This window comes from Alishewanella maricola (assembly GCF_016343785.1).
In the GTDB taxonomy this organism is placed as follows: Bacteria; Pseudomonadota; Gammaproteobacteria; order Enterobacterales; family Alteromonadaceae; genus Alishewanella; species Alishewanella maricola.
In genome coordinates, this window is sequence record NZ_JAEINI020000013.1 from 1 (window position 1) to 16,037 (window position 16,037).

The 16,037-nt window shown below is 46.1% G+C and carries 11 protein-coding genes; 2 read left to right on the forward strand and 9 right to left on the reverse strand.

The genetic code is table 11. From position 1 onward, the window contains the following. Positions 1–949: 949 nt before the first annotated feature. The 5 genes from JAO78_RS14470 to JAO78_RS14490 all read right to left on the reverse strand — a co-directional run bounded on the left by JAO78_RS14470 (position 950) and on the right by JAO78_RS14490 (position 7,832). Positions 950–1,639 carry an SIR2 family NAD-dependent protein deacylase gene (locus tag JAO78_RS14470; protein WP_226752079.1) on the reverse strand — a complete coding sequence of 230 codons (690 nt, stop codon included), beginning with the start codon at positions 1,637–1,639 and terminating at the stop codon, positions 950–952. A gap of 148 nt (positions 1,640–1,787) precedes the next feature. Continuing rightward, positions 1,788–3,338, reverse strand: a complete 1,551-nt coding sequence (locus tag JAO78_RS14475) for a leucyl aminopeptidase family protein (RefSeq protein ID WP_226752080.1) — start codon at positions 3,336–3,338, stop codon at positions 1,788–1,790. 307 nt (positions 3,339–3,645) lie between these two features. Continuing rightward, the gene (locus tag JAO78_RS14480; RefSeq protein ID WP_226752081.1) at positions 3,646–5,649 is read right to left on the reverse strand and encodes a S9 family peptidase; all 2,004 of its coding nucleotides are present in this window, start codon (positions 5,647–5,649) and stop codon (positions 3,646–3,648) included. Between the two features lie 231 nt (positions 5,650–5,880). Then, positions 5,881–6,504: a DUF2799 domain-containing protein gene (locus tag JAO78_RS14485; protein WP_226752082.1), complete on the reverse strand. Its 624-nt coding sequence runs from the start codon at positions 6,502–6,504 to the stop codon at positions 5,881–5,883. A 266-nt stretch (positions 6,505–6,770) separates the two neighbouring features. Continuing rightward, positions 6,771–7,832 carry a hypothetical protein gene (locus JAO78_RS14490; protein ID WP_226752083.1) on the reverse strand — a complete coding sequence of 354 codons (1,062 nt, stop codon included), beginning with the start codon at positions 7,830–7,832 and terminating at the stop codon, positions 6,771–6,773. Positions 7,833–8,404: 572 nt separating this feature from the next. On the opposite strand from JAO78_RS14490, the gene JAO78_RS14495 reads away from it, so the two are divergent. Next, on the forward strand, positions 8,405–9,295 hold the full coding sequence (locus tag JAO78_RS14495) for a WYL domain-containing protein (protein WP_226752084.1): 891 nt from the start codon (positions 8,405–8,407) through the stop codon (positions 9,293–9,295). A 7-nt stretch (positions 9,296–9,302) separates the two neighbouring features. On the opposite strand, the gene JAO78_RS14500 is transcribed toward JAO78_RS14495, so the two are convergent. The 3 genes from JAO78_RS14500 to JAO78_RS14510 all read right to left on the reverse strand — a co-directional run bounded on the left by JAO78_RS14500 (position 9,303) and on the right by JAO78_RS14510 (position 13,064). Next, entirely contained in the window at positions 9,303–10,952 is a 1,650-nt protein-coding gene (locus tag JAO78_RS14500; protein ID WP_226752085.1) for a phosphoethanolamine transferase, read from the reverse strand. Positions 10,953–11,279: 327 nt separating this feature from the next. Beyond that, positions 11,280–12,209 carry a chemotaxis protein gene (locus JAO78_RS14505; protein ID WP_226752086.1) on the reverse strand — a complete coding sequence of 310 codons (930 nt, stop codon included), beginning with the start codon at positions 12,207–12,209 and terminating at the stop codon, positions 11,280–11,282. A 123-nt stretch (positions 12,210–12,332) separates the two neighbouring features. Continuing rightward, on the reverse strand, positions 12,333–13,064 hold the full coding sequence (locus JAO78_RS14510) for a DUF429 domain-containing protein (protein WP_226752087.1): 732 nt from the start codon (positions 13,062–13,064) through the stop codon (positions 12,333–12,335). A gap of 150 nt (positions 13,065–13,214) precedes the next feature. Between JAO78_RS14510 and JAO78_RS14515 the strand changes: the two genes are divergently transcribed. Further along, entirely contained in the window at positions 13,215–14,600 is a 1,386-nt protein-coding gene (locus tag JAO78_RS14515; protein ID WP_226752088.1) for a M24 family metallopeptidase, read from the forward strand. A gap of 11 nt (positions 14,601–14,611) precedes the next feature. On the opposite strand, the gene JAO78_RS14520 is transcribed toward JAO78_RS14515, so the two are convergent. After that, positions 14,612–15,931 (reverse strand): ABC1 kinase family protein, encoded by a 1,320-nt coding sequence (locus JAO78_RS14520; protein ID WP_226752089.1) that lies wholly within the window; start codon positions 15,929–15,931, stop codon positions 14,612–14,614. Between the last annotated feature and the right edge of the window lie 106 nt (positions 15,932–16,037).

Sequence of the window (16,037 nt, forward strand, 5' to 3'; positions counted from 1 at the left end):
ATCAATACTGGCAATATACACTGAGGACACAGCAATAAGCTCGAGGACGAGAGCACGCAGTCTATCATTAAGTAGACTAATGGTCAGTTTGGTCTGATAACGATAGAGTGGCTGTGGCAACTGTCGTGACAAGTAATTTTTCAATGAGACAAGAAATCGCAGTGCTGATATTTCACTAGCGAATAACAATGTCTCATTAATTAAATTTTATAGCATTGATTAATAACCGATTTTAATTAAACCTAGAACAGATAGCCCATCTAAATATAAAGAAATAATCAAGAAAAATTATACTCATAACCCGAAGCCCGCAACCACTTTACACTTCTTAATAACTCACTGATAAATATAAATTTCCCTTAAATGGGGTTTCTAGCATTTAACTTTCGCACACTGTTGTGACGGATCTGTGACAAAATTTTCATTAAGCTCAAAATCAAATACCCTGCCTGTACCTAAAATCACTTATTTTTGACCTTTGCGTTAAAATCCTTAGTCAAAAAAGCCATGCACCGTTTTCTGTGACAAAAAATAATCTTAATGCAAAATGCCTTCTTGATGTAAACGAAAGGCTAGATAGTTAAAGGCTCGATTTTCCTGTAACGGCTCGCAAACAAATTGCGTCAGTCTTAACACGGGCTGTTGTTGCTTTGGCAAAATGGCTTACTAAAAAAACAAATAGTATCAGTGCCTTAATCATCGGATTTTCGTCTGGTAAAAGCATTGAAAATTAAAAGATAGCATTTTGATACGGCGCAAAAACTCGCCGATTGAAGAAAATTATTCTCATAACACAAGATAGAGAGCTTTGCCTTTGTGCAAATGCAGTCTTGCTGGTGTTCAAAAGAAAAACATAGTCAGAGCTAGCACGACTTTTATAAGCCGGCTGCTTATCACTAAACCGCTGGCTGAAATGAACCGACACTGCCACAATTTATGATTAACTGTGTCAACAGCCCCATGCCGCCACTAACGCGGGCACCTGAGTTGCTGCCTTACCTTGAATAAATTGATAGCCCGTTTCAATATCAGCAATATCCAGGTTAATCAGCACTTTTTCAGCATCCTCTCTGGCATAAAACAACAATGAGGCTGCCGGGTACACTTGCAATGAGGTACCTACCACCAAAATTTTATCGGCACTGGCCACTTCTGACATAGCCGCTGCCATAGCGGTAACTTCTTCACCAAACCAAACAATGTTAGGTCTAAGCGGTGAGCCATCAGCGGCGAGATCACCTAGGTTAAGCGCCTGGCTGCCAATCTCTTGTATTAGTTGTGGATCGCGGCTACTGCGGGCTTCTGATAATTTGCCATGTAAGTGAAGTACCTGGCTTGAACCAGCCCGCTCGTGCAAATCATCCACATTTTGTGTGATCACCACCACTTGATAAGCCTGTTCCAATTTAGCAATAGCCAAATGCGCGGCATTTGGCTCTGCCTGCGCCGCTTGCCTGCGCCTGGCATTGTAAAAGTGGTGTACCAATTCAGGGTTGCGTGCAAAGGCTTGCGGCGTTGCCAGATCTTCCAGCGAGTATTGCTGCCACAACCCTTCGGGATCACGAAAGGTTGCCAGGCCACTTTCGGCGCTGATGCCCGCGCCGCTGATCACCACAATTTTTTGTTGATTGTTTTGCACTTGTCCTTTACCCCTAGCCAGTCATAGTTTAAACACAATGTAAAGTATCACCTCGACAAGATAAGTCGCGCCGCTATTTAAAAATTAAAAAAGGCCAGAGTTTTCCCTAGCCCTTGCAATACTTCACACTGTGCTATTGGCAAGCATGTTAGTTGCTCTGTTGCTGATACAACTTAACCCACTCTGTTAATAAACGAACACCATAGCCATTACTGCCTTCTGGATGAATGCCTTTCGCGCTGCTATTAAAGGCATCACCAGCCATATCCACGTGTGCCCATGGCGTATCAGCGGCAAAGTGTTGTAGGAAGATGGCACCCGCTTGCGCACCGGGTGAGCCGGTATTGATCCTATCGGCAATACGGCTTTTAATAATGCCGTCATAACCGTCAAGAGGTAATGGCCATACACGCTCTTGCACTTTTTCGCCTGCCTCGCGTAGCGTTTGTTCAAGGGTCGCGTTTTCGGTAAACACGGCCGAATAAACCGTGCCTAAAGCGCCCACTTTGGCCCCGGTTAAGGTAGCCACATCAACAATTGCCCGCGCCTTTAAATGCTCACGCGCATACCAGATGCCATCGGCTAAAATTAAACGGCCCTCAGCATCGGTGCTACCAATCTCAATGGTACTGCCATCACCGGCGGTAACCACATCACCCGGCAGCTGCGCATCACGCGAAATAATGTTAGTAGACAGTGGTGCTACCGCAACCACATTCACCGCCGCTTTTTGCCCTGCTAACGCTTGTACTGCGCCAACAACAGCGGCCGCACCGGCTTTATCGGTATGCATACGAATAATAGAAGAGGATGAGGTTTTTAAGTTATAACCGCCAGAGTCGAAGGTATTGCCTTTACCCACTAAGGCAACGGGTTGCCCGTCGGCGCCTTGCCAATGCGCAATTAATAAATGTGATTTTTTATCGCTACCTTGGCTGACACCATACAGCGAACCCATGCCTAACGCCTTGATTTGCTCTGGCCCTAAGATAGTCACCTTAACACCCAGTGGCTCTAATACCTGTTTGGCATAATTAGCAAAGGCTTCAGGATAACCGCTACTACCCGGTAAATTGGTCAGTTCCCGCGCGGTAAATACGCCTTGTGCTAGCGCATGCAGTTGCTGGTATTGTGCTTGGCTGGCTTTAACATCAGTGACTTGCAAAGTATATTGTTGCACAGGCCGTGCATCCGGTTTCGATTTGAAGCGATCAAAGCGGTAATTACGCAGCTCCATACCATGGGCTAAAGCAGTACTGATGTGGGTATTCAGGGCGGTATCGCTGATCAACTGGCTATTGACTTGCACCCGTTTAGCCGAGGTGCTGTTAACATGTACGCCTAGCGTCGCGCCCAACTCTTCGGCTTTTGCCCGACTTAACTCTGCGGGGTTACCCACACCGAGTAACACTACTCGGCCAACATCTAACCCAACGGGTGCAACGACTTCCAGTTTGCTGCCACTTTTACCGGTAAACTCGGCCACTTGCATGGCGCGGTTGATGTGCGCGCGGCTGGCACTGCTCCACTTAGTTATCGCCAGATCAGTGGTATTTTCAGGCACCAAAAGCACTAAGATGTCAGCCTGCTGCTGGCTTTGATTGAATTGCACCTGCGTATTTAAAAAGGGCTGTGGTGTGACTGCCGCGGCACTAAAACTAAAGAGCGCGACTGCGCAGTAAAGTAGAGACTTTTTCATATGGCTCCTCAAATTTTCATTAAACATTGTTACCAACGTCAGTACTGGCTTAACGGGGTTATGAATATTTAATTATCATCCCCGTCATGGCTTGCGTACTTTTTAGCGATAAAACTGAGTATTTAACCGATAGTTAACGGTGAAATTGCTTTTGTAGCACCTGGCTATTTCGATGAATTAGCTCATGAAAACCACTGTTTGCTGTCATGCTTAATAACAATGAGCTTTTCAGTGATTATGCCTTGAGCAATAACGGCAGGTTACGGTGTTTAGAACAGCGCAACCTGCATCAGATCATCGCTTTGTTTTAGGCTTTGGTTGGCTGATGATAACGCTCAAACCAGTCTAAAATGCGCTTTAAGCGCTCAACCAAATTTACCGGTGTCCCGCTTCGAGACAAACTGTGGTTCTCATCTTTAAACACCACCATTTCAACCGGAACCTGGTTGGCTTTTAACGCATAAAACCACTCTTCGCCTTGACCAATTGGCGTTATGTGATCGGCGGTGCTGTGAATAATCAAGGTGGGTGTCGTGACTTTATCGGCATGCTTTAACGGCGAGCGATCCCAATACAAATCATAGCTTTCCCAAATGCTACCCGCAAATTCACGACGCATTGCATTGGGTGGAAATTGCTGAGTACCCGCTTCAGAGATCCAGTTACTGACACTACGCTGGGTGACCGCCGCTTTAAAACGGCTGGTTTGCGTAGTGATCCAGTTGGTTAAAAAACCGCCATGGCTGCCGCCAGTGATAAACAGGCGTGTTGCATCAAGCCAGTCATGTTGCTGTAATACCGTATCCAGCACCGCCATATTATCGCGATAATCTACACCGCCGTAATCGGCATGCACCGCATGTTGATGAGCAAAACCATAGCCGGTACTACCACGATAATTGGTAAAGACCACGGCGTACCCCCTGGCGGCCATCATCTGAAATTCATGAAACCATTCGTCACCCCACATGCCGCCGGGGCCACCTTTAATATTTAGCACCAGTGGATACGACTGCCCAGCTTGCCAACCAAGCGGTTTAATGAAAAAGCCCTGACTTTTGCCCTGCTCATGTTCAAACCAAAACGACTCTAATGGCTGTAGTGTTAACTCAGCCAATAACGCTTGATTAAACTGGGTTAATTGGCGCGGCGCATTGCTCTCTGTTTGAAACCAAATTTCTGGCAGGTTTAGCGCATCTTGCCACAGGTAGCTTAGCTGTTTGCCATTGGCGGAAAGGCTCACATTTGAAGCACTACCTTGTTCGCTTAAGCGAATTTGCGTTTTATCACGCCGTAAGTTGAGTTCAAAAAGAGGCCGAGCGCCTAAGTGATCCGCACTGAGTAAAATACGATCATTATTAAGCCACTGCATGCTATTAGCATTACGATCCCAATCAACTGCCACCTGCTTGTTAGTGCCATCGCGTAAAGTCAGCAACACTAACTGCTCTGGCGTAAAATAATCGGCTTGATATTGATAGAGCAGTCGACGGCCATCGGGTGACCACTGCGGCGCGCTGGCATTACCAGGCAATGTAGTCAGTTGCTTGGTAGAGCCATCGCTTAATTGATAAAGATATAACCCTTGCTGCATGCTGCCTTCCAGCGCATCAGCACTGCGATCTGAAGCAAATACAATCTGTTTGCCATCAGGAGAAAATGCCGCTGAATGATCATGCCAACGCGCATCACCGGTGAGTTTTGTCAGTTTTTCGCTGTTCAGATCCAATAACCATAAGCCAGAGCGGCGTTCATTTAAATAGCCACCGCCATTGCGTTTATACAGCGCATCCGTAATCACCACCACATCGGCTTGAGCTTGGTTACTTTTGCTTTTTTCTGTTCTGGGATCCGTAACAGTTGGATCCACAGATAATGTCAATAGCAGCTGTTGGCCATCAGGTGACCACTTAACATCCCGAATGCCAGCTTGTTTTAATGCGGTTATCGCTCGGGCTTCGCCGCCCTCCATGGGTAGGATATACAGCTGTTGCCCCACTTCACGACCAGAGATAAAGGCCAACATGCTGCCATCAGGAGACCACACTGGGCTGCTATCGGCGTTACTAAAACTCAGTTGCCGTGGCGGGCTTTTGCCATCGGTCGCCACTAACCACAGGTTACTTAACCGCTCACGTTTATCGGCTGCAATGGTGGTGTGTACAAAGGCTACCTGCTTGCCGTTAGGCGCTAATTGCGGCTCTGCCACAAACACAAAACGATAGTAGTCTTCTGGTTGCATGCCTCGGGTATCGGCAAAAGCGCTAAAACAACAGCACAAGATGAAGTAGAGAAAATAACGTAGCAACATAAGATGGACCTTTAGCTGATTCACGATACTCTCGATTGAAACGTAACGGCTAAATATCTACAAGTGAAAACCGTTCAACGTGCAAATAAATACGTTTTATGTTAATTAAATCAGCAGGCTTTAGTGAACAAAGCCAAACCGCTAACGCCAGTTGCCTGAGGCAATAGCGCTAAACGGTTTGTTTAGCAGAGAAGCATTGCGGGATAATGAAAAATCCAAGCTTTTGCTAGGCTATAAATAGTTTTTAAAACGCTGCTCAGCTTGGTTATAGGCTTGCTCTGCGCTATAGGCTTGTTCTTCTAACCCAGGCAACGCATTAAGCGCTTCATTAATATCATATTTATGCAGCTCAATTTCATTTAATAACTGTACTCGGTCATCGCGCGTTAAGCCATCGGCTACCAATAATTCGGTTTTATCGACGATTTCCTGCTCTAAATTCGCAATAACACGACGTTGCTTATCAAGGCTCGAACGCGCTGAATTTAACGCTCGCTGCAATTCAAACACGGTTTTACCATCGCGATAACCGAGCAAAAAGCCCTTTTCTAAGTCGGGCATACAGCTATTTTGATAACTACTTCCGCGCTTGCCTACAATAAAACCGTTACGCGTAGTGCAATAACGCTCTGAACCTTCACGATGACCCAGCCGATACGCTTCCAGTTGCGGTGTGACACCGTGCTCTGCACACTCTTGCCGGTAAGTGGCAATGGCGTTTTCTGCTTTACCATTAACGCCATCTTCAAAACCGATGGTGCGCCAATCTGCCGTAATACATTGCGATTTGTTCATGCCAGAACAGCCAGAAATGATAATGCTCAGCAGCAAAAGTGGCCATTTATTGTTATTCATTACCGTCTCGATATACTGATTACGCCTTGTAACTCATGCATTACAAAGCAATGATGCCGTATACGTTAACTGCTAACACGCTGTTTTGGCAAGCGAGGATCCTAAAGACCCGGTCTTATCGCCGTGCCGTGACGAAACGCACCGCTCTGCAGACAACATTTTTATCACCCGCCTGTTGCTGGCACATACCGTTTATTTAAAAAAAGATTGGCCATTTTGCGTTGCTAACAGGCTAAAGTCTTATTGGTGATGCTATCGCTCATGCTTTAGGCTGGATCTGCTATTTTGTTAGTTGGCACTGCGTGATAGTCGTTCAGCAGCGCTTGCACCTCAGGTTTACTCGCGCCATAACTGACAATATTAACGGTTAAACCACTGTGTTTATATTGCTCTAGTGCAGCGCTGATCGCCTGGATAATCCATTTTGTCGGGTTACCAAAAGCGCCACCACCGAGTAGCGTTAAATACAGCGTTTTATTACCCGTTGCTGCGGCGTTTACTACTGCTGCAGCCAGCGTTGCCTCGTATGCAGCTTGCAATACCAAGGTGGCTAACGGTTGCCATAACGCTTTACTGTGTTGGCTATATGCCACTGGCATGGCCGAGCAATATGCTTGCGACACGGCATGAAAACAGCCTTTGAGCGTAACTTGGGTATCAAGTTGCAAGCCGATTTTTATTCGGCCGCGTAACTGCGCCAATTCAGCGCTAGAGCAGGTAGTTAACACCTGATTAATCAATAATAGTTGTTGCTGATTTGGTAATGCGTAACCATTTTTCATCAACCAAAGTGGCTGATCATTGCGCCCCGTGCTTGTTTTAATATGGCTAAGTAAAGCGTCAGAAAAATCTTCCAACATATCTAACTGGCGCTCAGCCGTTTGGCCTAGTTCACCTTGCACCGGCACAAAGTAGTTGCGATAAATCAGCCCAGCACCACAGGCCATCGCGCAGGCTGGGCCCTGGGTTTTATCAAATTGATAATTAGTAATACCGCTATCTGGGGTAATGGTCGGTGACACCATTTCCAACAAGTTAAATTGTGATGCGACTTGAAATAGCGCCCCTGCATTTTTCGGTTCGGCATGTAAGGCTTGTGCATCTGCCACCACCTCGCGCAGTTGCAGATGTGATAACGGCTGCTGTGGCTGTTTTAACACAGCCGCTGCACGGGTATGTAGTTCCGCTAAACTTGGCGTGATTAACGAGCCCACTTTATAGCTTACACCATTCACCTTACTGCGAAGATAATCACCCTCTAGCTGCAGTAATTGTCTGATCTGGGCGGCGCCCTGCTCTTTAAAACCGGTTAACGCTGCAAACCACATACTTATCTCCCTAAAATGGCATCCCTGCCTCGTTATCCCTTGCTCATCATGACCTGCTTTTAGCAGTCGCGCCGCGTTAACTACTGAATCAACAGCGGCGTACATCCTTGCTGCAAACAGCATAACGCAACGTAAAAAAGCCACCATACTGTGTAAGTATGCAGTGTCGCTTTTTCAGGCAGATCTCGTTTACCTTGCAAAAAAAGTATTAGGCCTTAACCTCAGTATGTTCTACGGTTTGATGAGCCGGTAAACGGTTAAGTCAAGTACCCAGCCACGCTTAGCTTTTGTCGCTTTACGCTTATTCGTTTAGCCAACCTGCGTGAAACCAACACAAAAAGAAGGGCTTGTCAGGATAAAGCGATTTATGCAGGCAGCATAGGGTGTTTTGCTGATTTAGTGTATCTTGTTTACCAGTATTATTTTTTGTTAAAACACTTCGATTTAAATACCGACAGTGTTGTCACCGGGTTAGTGCAATAACATGCCATTTTAAACGAGCATCATTTAGCTTGGCCCATTTAGTGGTGTCTGTTTTGTAAACAGATCAGCTGCATTTGAAAAGGACTTTTATGCTATCTAACGCTATTGCTGTATCAGCGCCCACCGAAAATTGGCCGCTACGTTGGGAATTACTGATGCGTTATCGGCTGATTGAAATTGTGGCGCAATGGGAAGGTCGGCTCACGACTAATCATTTGTGTAACAGTTTTGGTATCGCTCGCCAACAAGCGTCAAAAGACATTAATACTTATTTACGTGAAATTGCGCCAAACAATCTAGTGTATGACAGTAAGTTAAAAGGCTATAAACCTACTGCCGAATTTAGCCCGAAAGTTACACGTGGCCTCGCCGACGAGTATTTACATGCACTGGCCAGCTCACAAGATTTTTCGCATACCTTTACCCAACTCGATCTAGGGTTTACGCATACCGAAATGCTCACGCCACCACTGCGTCAGGTGAAACCCGAGATCTTACGTACTTTGGTGCAAGCGGCACGCGAGAGTAAAAAAATTGATATGAGTTATGTGTCGCTATCATCACCCGATGAAGAAAGCCGCATTATTGCGCCGCACACCTTGGTATGCACACCACTGCGGTGGCATGTGCGTGCTTATTGTGAGAAAAACCGGGATTATCGTGACTTTGTACTCAGTCGCTTTCGAGGCATTAACGGTATAGAAGGTGATGCCAATATGAGCCGTGAGCAAGATCTGCGCTGGCAAAATACCGTTGATATCGTGCTGATTCCCGACTCACGCTTAAGCGCTTATCAGCAAAGTATCATCGCCGAAGATTATCATATGATCGCAGGTAAACGTATCATCACGGTTCGCTCAGCTTTAGTGCCTTATGTTGTGCAGGCCTTGAATCTGGATTTACATAAATTAGATGCCATGCCCGAAGCGCAACAAATTATGGTCGCTAACCTGGCAGAGGTGCGTTTACACGCCTTTTAGCGTTGATTTACACACAGCCTTGAAACATATCTTTATTGCGCTGATACACCGCAGTTTGCACATTAAACATACCCAGCAAGCTATGAAATACATTATCGTGACTGTAAGGCTCGGTTGCTTTCTCTCGCAAACAGGTTGTAGTTAATGTATTTGCACTTGCATAATCGGGCGACATCCACCAAATCAATGGCACATGCGTTTGTGCGTCGGGCGCCATAAAATAGGGTAAACCATGCAAATAGACACCGTTTTCACCTAAAGACTCCCCATGGTCTGAAACATAAAACAGCGCCGTCTGAAAATCCGTTTTTTGCTGCAAGCGGTTTATCAAATCGGCTAATAAACGGTCTGTGGCAACAATACTGTTATCGTAAGCATTGATTATGCTGCTAGGTTCGCACAATTGTAATTGCTTATCACCACACTCGGGTAAAAAATGCTTATCCTGCTCAGCACTTCGCTTAAAATACTCTGGGCCATGGCTTCCCAGTTGATGAACCACTATTAGTCGATCAGTGGTTAAATCTAGCGCGATTTGCTTATCTACTGCCGATAATATAATGCTATCTAAGCACTGCCCATTTTGACAATCTTCGGACTGTTGCTGTTGAAACAATAATTCGTTGGCAACACGATCACATACCCCTTTACAGCCTGAATTATTATCAAACCACGTTACCGCTACGCCACTGCGCTGCAAAATATCCAACACATTACTGCTGTTTTTAGCTATGCGTTCGTCATAGTGTTGTCTGCCCATATGCGAAAACATACAGGGTACCGAATGTGCCGTTGCTGTGCCGCAAGAGCTCACTTGTTGAAAACTAAATACCGGTAATTGGCTTAATTTAGGGTTAGTGGCACGCTGATAACCGTTTAATTGAAAATGATCAGCTCGGGCGGTTTCGCCTAACACCATAATAATTAACCGCGGTTTGCTTGGCCCAGCATAAGGCACGCGCACCGCATCTTGCCCAAGTAAAGTAAACTCTGTTGGAAATTGTTGTTGCAGCAAAGTATTACCCATGGATACCGCTGCAGACACCGTACTAAAGGGTAATGCCATATGTTTAACATCACGGTTATTACGAAAAAAAGGCGCGAGCTGTGCATATTCCACCACCACAATACTGCTTAAAGCCAACATAATTAACACTACACACAGCAGCCAATGCTTAAGCCATTGCATACGAGGCAATCGCCGTATTTTAATCAAGGTGCTGGCCAGAAACGGAAACAACATAATAGTGATCACCTGCCAGTACAGGTTTAATGACAAGATCCCTTGTGCTTCGGCTGCATCGGTTTCGATAGCATTTTGTAACATGGATTTATCGATAACGATGCCAAAATTGTCAATAAAGTACAGACTTATGGCTCCTACGGCAAACAGAGCGATTGAAATAGGCTTTTGTAACCGATTAACACTCAACAAAACGAGTAATAGCAAGTTAAGTAACAGCAACATACTGAGTAAAAATGCTTGTAACAGATATTGGCCTGGCACTTTAGCTTGTAACGCGGATAAAAAAGGCGCGTTTAACATTAAGGTCATTCCTATAGCCATCAATACGGCAAACCATAACGGATGCCAGGCATGTTGTAATGTCCGTAAACTAAAGGTTGTATGATTTACCGTTAATGCCGCTTCCGCCATATTGCCCCTCTTAAAACTCTGCCATGTTATTTCGGCGCTAAAACACCGAGCAAAACTGATGACTCAGCTAACCCTTGCCCGTTTTGGCAAAGCGCACCTTTTGAGGCAGGTGCTGAGCACCGAATACAGCAAAGTTTAAAGCAGCTTACTTAAGAAAGGCTGAAGTTGCGGGATTAAGCAAAGGCAGTTTGCGCGTTACATTTATAGAAAACGCCGCGCAATTTGAGCATGTTAAATGAGATAGCTCCTTTTCAGGCAAGCTTAGCATATCGATTTAAACTAATGCTAAGCCATACATCTGTGATGTTGCACTTTAAAAGTCTCGGTTTAAGATGATTGCTCTAACCAATAATTCACGGCAGAGAGCAATTCATCGGGATGGAATTTAGCAATAAACTGATCTGCCCCGACTTTTTTTACCATAGCTTCGTTGAATACACCGCTCAGTGACGAGTGAAGAATAATGTGAATATCTTTTAGCTTAGCATCGGCTTTAATTTCGGCGGCTAGGGTATAACCGTCCATCCGAGGCATTTCGATATCCGAAATTAATAACGGGACTTCATGAATCAAATTCGTCCCTGCACTCTCGGCTCGTTTATGTAACCAGTCGAGGGCTTCTTGACCATCTTTCACTAATTCCGCATGAATATTCACGCTATTTAAAGCCCGTTTTACTTGATTTCGCGCTACCGCAGAATCGTCGGCTACCAGTACCACGATTTTGCTCAGATCTAGTTTATGTGACTGCGCTTTAACTTGATCACTGACCTCTTCTTCCATCGGGATAATTTCAGAAAAGACTTTTTCAACATCAATAATTTGAATTAACTGCTTTTCTATTTCTGTTACTGCCGTCAGATAATGACCACGGCCTGCACCTTGTGGTGGTGGCTTAATTTGATCCCAATTTAAGTTCACGATCCGATCCACACCCGACACAAGAAACCCTTGTACATGACGGTTGTACTCAGTCACGATAACAAAAGCTTTCGACATATCTGCAATTGGTACACCGGTTGTTGCTTGGGATAAATCTACCACAATAACCGAATCACCCCGCAACTGCGCAATGCCCTTAACACAAGCATGTGAGCCAGGCATTTCTGATAATTCGGGAGCTTGAATCACTTCGCGCACTTTAAAAACGTTGATACCAAATAACTGATTACCATTTAACCGAAATAACAGTAACTCAAAGCGGTTTTGCCCAGCTAAGTTAGTACGCTGATTAACTGAATTTAAAACATTACTCATTACTGCAACCCCTGCTTGCACGCATTCTGCTCATTTGGCAAAGCGTTATTTATTGTCATATAACGATAGCATAGTTTTTCTGCTTTCTTTTTACCACATCGTTAAATCTATAAATTAATTTATTCAAGGTACATAAACAATTTGCCGATTCAGGCCTTCACTGTCTGGATCGGCCACTGACGGCAGATATTGCCAGTGTTTAGGCTGACTCGCCGCCAGTAATAAAACAAAAGCATCGATAATATCATCGGGTTTTGCGTGTTTTTTTAAGGTTTCGTTTAATGCCTGCTCAATAACGGGTAGCCAGTGAGGTACTTGTCTCGCGATCACCGCTAAGCGTGCTTGTTGCCCAGCAGCAGTACTTTTCAACTCCGCCATCGGAGCCTGTGCAAAACCGGCAAACACCAATTCCGGATGTGATTCGTAATAGTCGCCATTACAGCGTGGTTGTGTTTGCAATAATTGATGTACTTCACGTATTTTTGGCACAATGTGCCAGGTTTGAATGGGAAAACGTTTCCCGATCTCAGCCGCATTGATGTCACAGGCGGTAGGATAATCATCAGCATACACCGCCTTACGACATGGCACCGGAAAGACACTACCACGCCGTCCTGGCAAAGCCTGACGGGCTAAGCGATCGCATTGGCGCTGCGCTTCACCGGGTTCAATAAAGCCAATTGGCATATCAATAAACACAATACTGTGCCTGGGCAAACGGGCATCCACTTCAGCTAAGGTATGACACAGCTGAAAACGAAGCTGCTCGCCCTGCAAAATCGCCACAAACCAACCGCTTTTGCAGCCATCAATGCCCACATAGGTTGTGTTATGTTCTGTTGGCGTTGTTTGCATAAAAACTCCTTTTGTTTATTTCGCGATGAGCCCCGCCTTTTCTGAGATAACTCATTCTAGGGCTTGTTGACGTTTTCAGTTAGGATAAGTGCATACCTTACGTGCTTTAACTTGCTTTGTGCCAACACTCAGCTGAAAAAGGATCATCTTATGATATCTGTCTCTTCTTACTTGGTTCGTTCTGCGGTAGTCACTGCCTTGCTTGGCAGTGTTTTTTTCAGCGCTACGCTAACAGCCGCCACGCCGGCCAGCCAAGGCCGGGTACTGAATAGCGCTGCTGACTTTGCGGTACTAAGCCCACGCCAGCGTATTGCACCTGAAAATGCGTTACTCAGTGAGCGTATAGATAAGCTTTTACCCACCTTAATGGCCGAGCAAGATTTGGATATGTGGTTAGTGATTAACCGAGAAAACGCTGAAGATCCGGTGTATTTTACCTTAGTGCCACAACCCACTTTTGCTGCTCGACGCACCACTATGCTGGTGTTTCATCGTTTAGCCGACGGTACTATCGAAAAACTCACGGTGAATCGTTACCCGTTAGGTGCACCTTACAACTCAGCCTGGCAAGGCGGCAGTTTAGATGAACAATGGCAGGCCTTGGGAGAGTTAATTGTCAGTAAAAACCCGAAGCGTATCGGCATTAATGTGTCTAAAGATTGGCCGGTCGCCGATGGTTTATCGTCAGCTTTACATAGCCGTTTACAAGCTGTGCTGCCGCCAGAGTATCAATCGCGTTTAATCTCAGCAGAAAAGCTGGTAGTACGTTGGTTTGAACAGCGCACAGCAGCCGAGCTGAGCGTCTATCCACACAGTGTCAGCCTTGCTCGCAGTGTGATTGCCGAAGCCTTTAGCAGTAAAGTGATTACGCCAGGCGTAACCCATACCGATGATGTGGCCTGGTATATCCGTGAGCGTTTTGCTCAGTTGCAACTGCCGGTATGGTTTATGCCCTATGTCAGCTTACAACGTGCCGGCACTGCTTGTGCGGCTGATGCCGCCAATTGTGGTCAAAGCGGCGTGATCCAACGCGGTGATATTCTGCATACCGATGTTGGCATTTGTTATTTAACCCTGTGCACTGACACCCAAGAGATGGCTTATGTGCTCAAAGCCGATGAGGAGCAAGCGCCGGCCGGTATTCGTGCGGCTTTGGCCACCGGTAATCGTTGGCAAGATCTGTTAACTGAGCAGTTTGTGGTGGGTCGTACCGGTAATCAGGTGTTAGCGGGCGTTCAACAAAAAAGCCAAGCGGCAGGTATTATTAGCAGCACTTACACCCACCCAATTGGCTTTACCGGCCATGCCCCAGGCCCAACTATTGGCATGTGGGATAATCAGGGCCCTACTGAGATCCATGGCGATTGGCCGCTTTATAGTAATACCGCTTATGCCATTGAAGGCAATATTAAACAAGCGGTACCCGAGTGGCAAAACCAACTGCTGCAGGTCAAGCTAGAACAAAGCGCCTATTTCGATGGCCGGCGCGTGATCTATTTAGCCGGTCGGCAAACACAGTGGCATCTGGTGCGTTAACCCCGTTACTTTTACGTCTCGTTGCTTAAATACGGGGCTAACAAAGCGCGCACATTAACGCGCGCTTTTAACCGCGCCGCCAACAAATACAAACCACCTATTTTGCGATGTAAAAAAATCGCATCTGCCGGCGGTGTATGCCAGTAATCTTGCTGCATACTTAAGGCGGTGCCCGCTTCACGAATTCGCAATGCTAAATCCGTTTGCCCAAAATCAAAGGCGCTATCGTGCTTTAAAGGCTCGGCCGCTAAATTCACTAAAGAAAGTACGGCTTGTTTTTGTGCGGGTAAAATCTGTTGGCTGAAAAAACCAATCTGCGTTAACGCAGCGGCCATGGCCGCGTGATCTTCAGTTAAGGCTGCAGCAAATAATTGGCGATAACCATCACTAAAGCGGCTGCTGTAATGCCTACAAGCGCCAAAATCTAATAACACCAGTTGTTGGGTTTTCGTGTTGTATAAATAATTGGCAAAGTTCGGATCGGTTTGCACCAATTTAAATTCAAATAATTCACGAAACAGCAGTTCAAACAACAAGCCCATCACACGATCGCGCTCGGCTTGCTCATGACTGCTTAATGCCTCTAACGCACTGCCTTCCACAAAACTCATCACCAAAATGTTTTCGGTGGTTAATTCTGAGAACACTTCGGGAACCACAAAGTGTGGGCTTTGCCCCAAGGCTTGGCGATACTGCCGCAAGTAGGTGGCTTCTTGCAAATAATCGGCTTCGCTGTGTAATTGTGCTTTTGCTTCGGTTAAGAGCCCACGATAATCGACACTTTTAGGCACCAGCCCGCTAATACGTAATAAGGTTGCCACGTTATCAACATCGCTGTCGATACTGGCTTTAATCCCCGGATATTGAATTTTTACCGCAAGGCGCTGGCCATTATCATGATAAGCCTGATGCACCTGACCTATCGAGGCGGCGGCTAAAGGCGTAAAGGTAAAATCACTGAAATGACGCTGCCATTGCTCACCCCATTCGTTGCGTAACACCTGTGCTAACTGCTTAACGGGCATGGGGTTACCGCTGGCACGCAAGCGCGCTAAAATCTCAGCTAAAGCTGGTGGCAGCATATCACCGCTGTCCATGGACAATAACTGACCGACTTTCATCGCCGCACCGCGCAAATGCGCCAATTGATCGGCAACGCGTTTGGCATTGCCTGGGGTAAGTAGCAAGTCTTTTTTAGACGGCACTTGGCCTTTGGCTAATTGTCGTGCCCCTTCAGCCAGCATGCCACCGGCGACTCGCCCTGCTAATGAGGCTAAACTACCAAAACGGGATATCCGGTGCGCGGGCACCTTTGAACTACCTGCCGACATAACTACCTTACTCTTGCAATCTGTATAGTAGGCTATACGCAGCTAACCGCTTTTTGGTTGCTTCTCGGGCATAAGTTAGCTCTTGTTGTGCAACTTGAAGCAAGGC

Bases quoted from the DNA above. Each gene is read 5' to 3' on its own strand.
- JAO78_RS14480 (WP_226752081.1), bottom strand. From the start codon at position 5,649: ATGTTGCTACGTTATTTTCTCTACTTCATCTTGTGCTGTTGTTTTAGC.
- JAO78_RS14510 (WP_226752087.1), bottom strand. From the start codon at position 13,064: ATGCAAACAACGCCAACAGAACATAACACAACCTATGTGGGCATTGAT.
- JAO78_RS14495 (WP_226752084.1), top strand. From the start codon at position 8,405: ATGCTATCTAACGCTATTGCTGTATCAGCGCCCACCGAAAATTGGCCG.
- JAO78_RS14505 (WP_226752086.1), bottom strand. From the start codon at position 12,209: ATGAGTAATGTTTTAAATTCAGTTAATCAGCGTACTAACTTAGCTGGG.
- JAO78_RS14515 (WP_226752088.1), top strand. From the start codon at position 13,215: ATGATATCTGTCTCTTCTTACTTGGTTCGTTCTGCGGTAGTCACTGCC.
- JAO78_RS14500 (WP_226752085.1), bottom strand. From the start codon at position 10,952: ATGGCGGAAGCGGCATTAACGGTAAATCATACAACCTTTAGTTTACGG.
- JAO78_RS14490 (WP_226752083.1), bottom strand. From the start codon at position 7,832: ATGTGGTTTGCAGCGTTAACCGGTTTTAAAGAGCAGGGCGCCGCCCAG.
- JAO78_RS14475 (WP_226752080.1), bottom strand. From the start codon at position 3,338: ATGAAAAAGTCTCTACTTTACTGCGCAGTCGCGCTCTTTAGTTTTAGT.
- JAO78_RS14485 (WP_226752082.1), bottom strand. From the start codon at position 6,504: ATGAATAACAATAAATGGCCACTTTTGCTGCTGAGCATTATCATTTCT.
- JAO78_RS14520 (WP_226752089.1), bottom strand. From the start codon at position 15,931: ATGTCGGCAGGTAGTTCAAAGGTGCCCGCGCACCGGATATCCCGTTTT.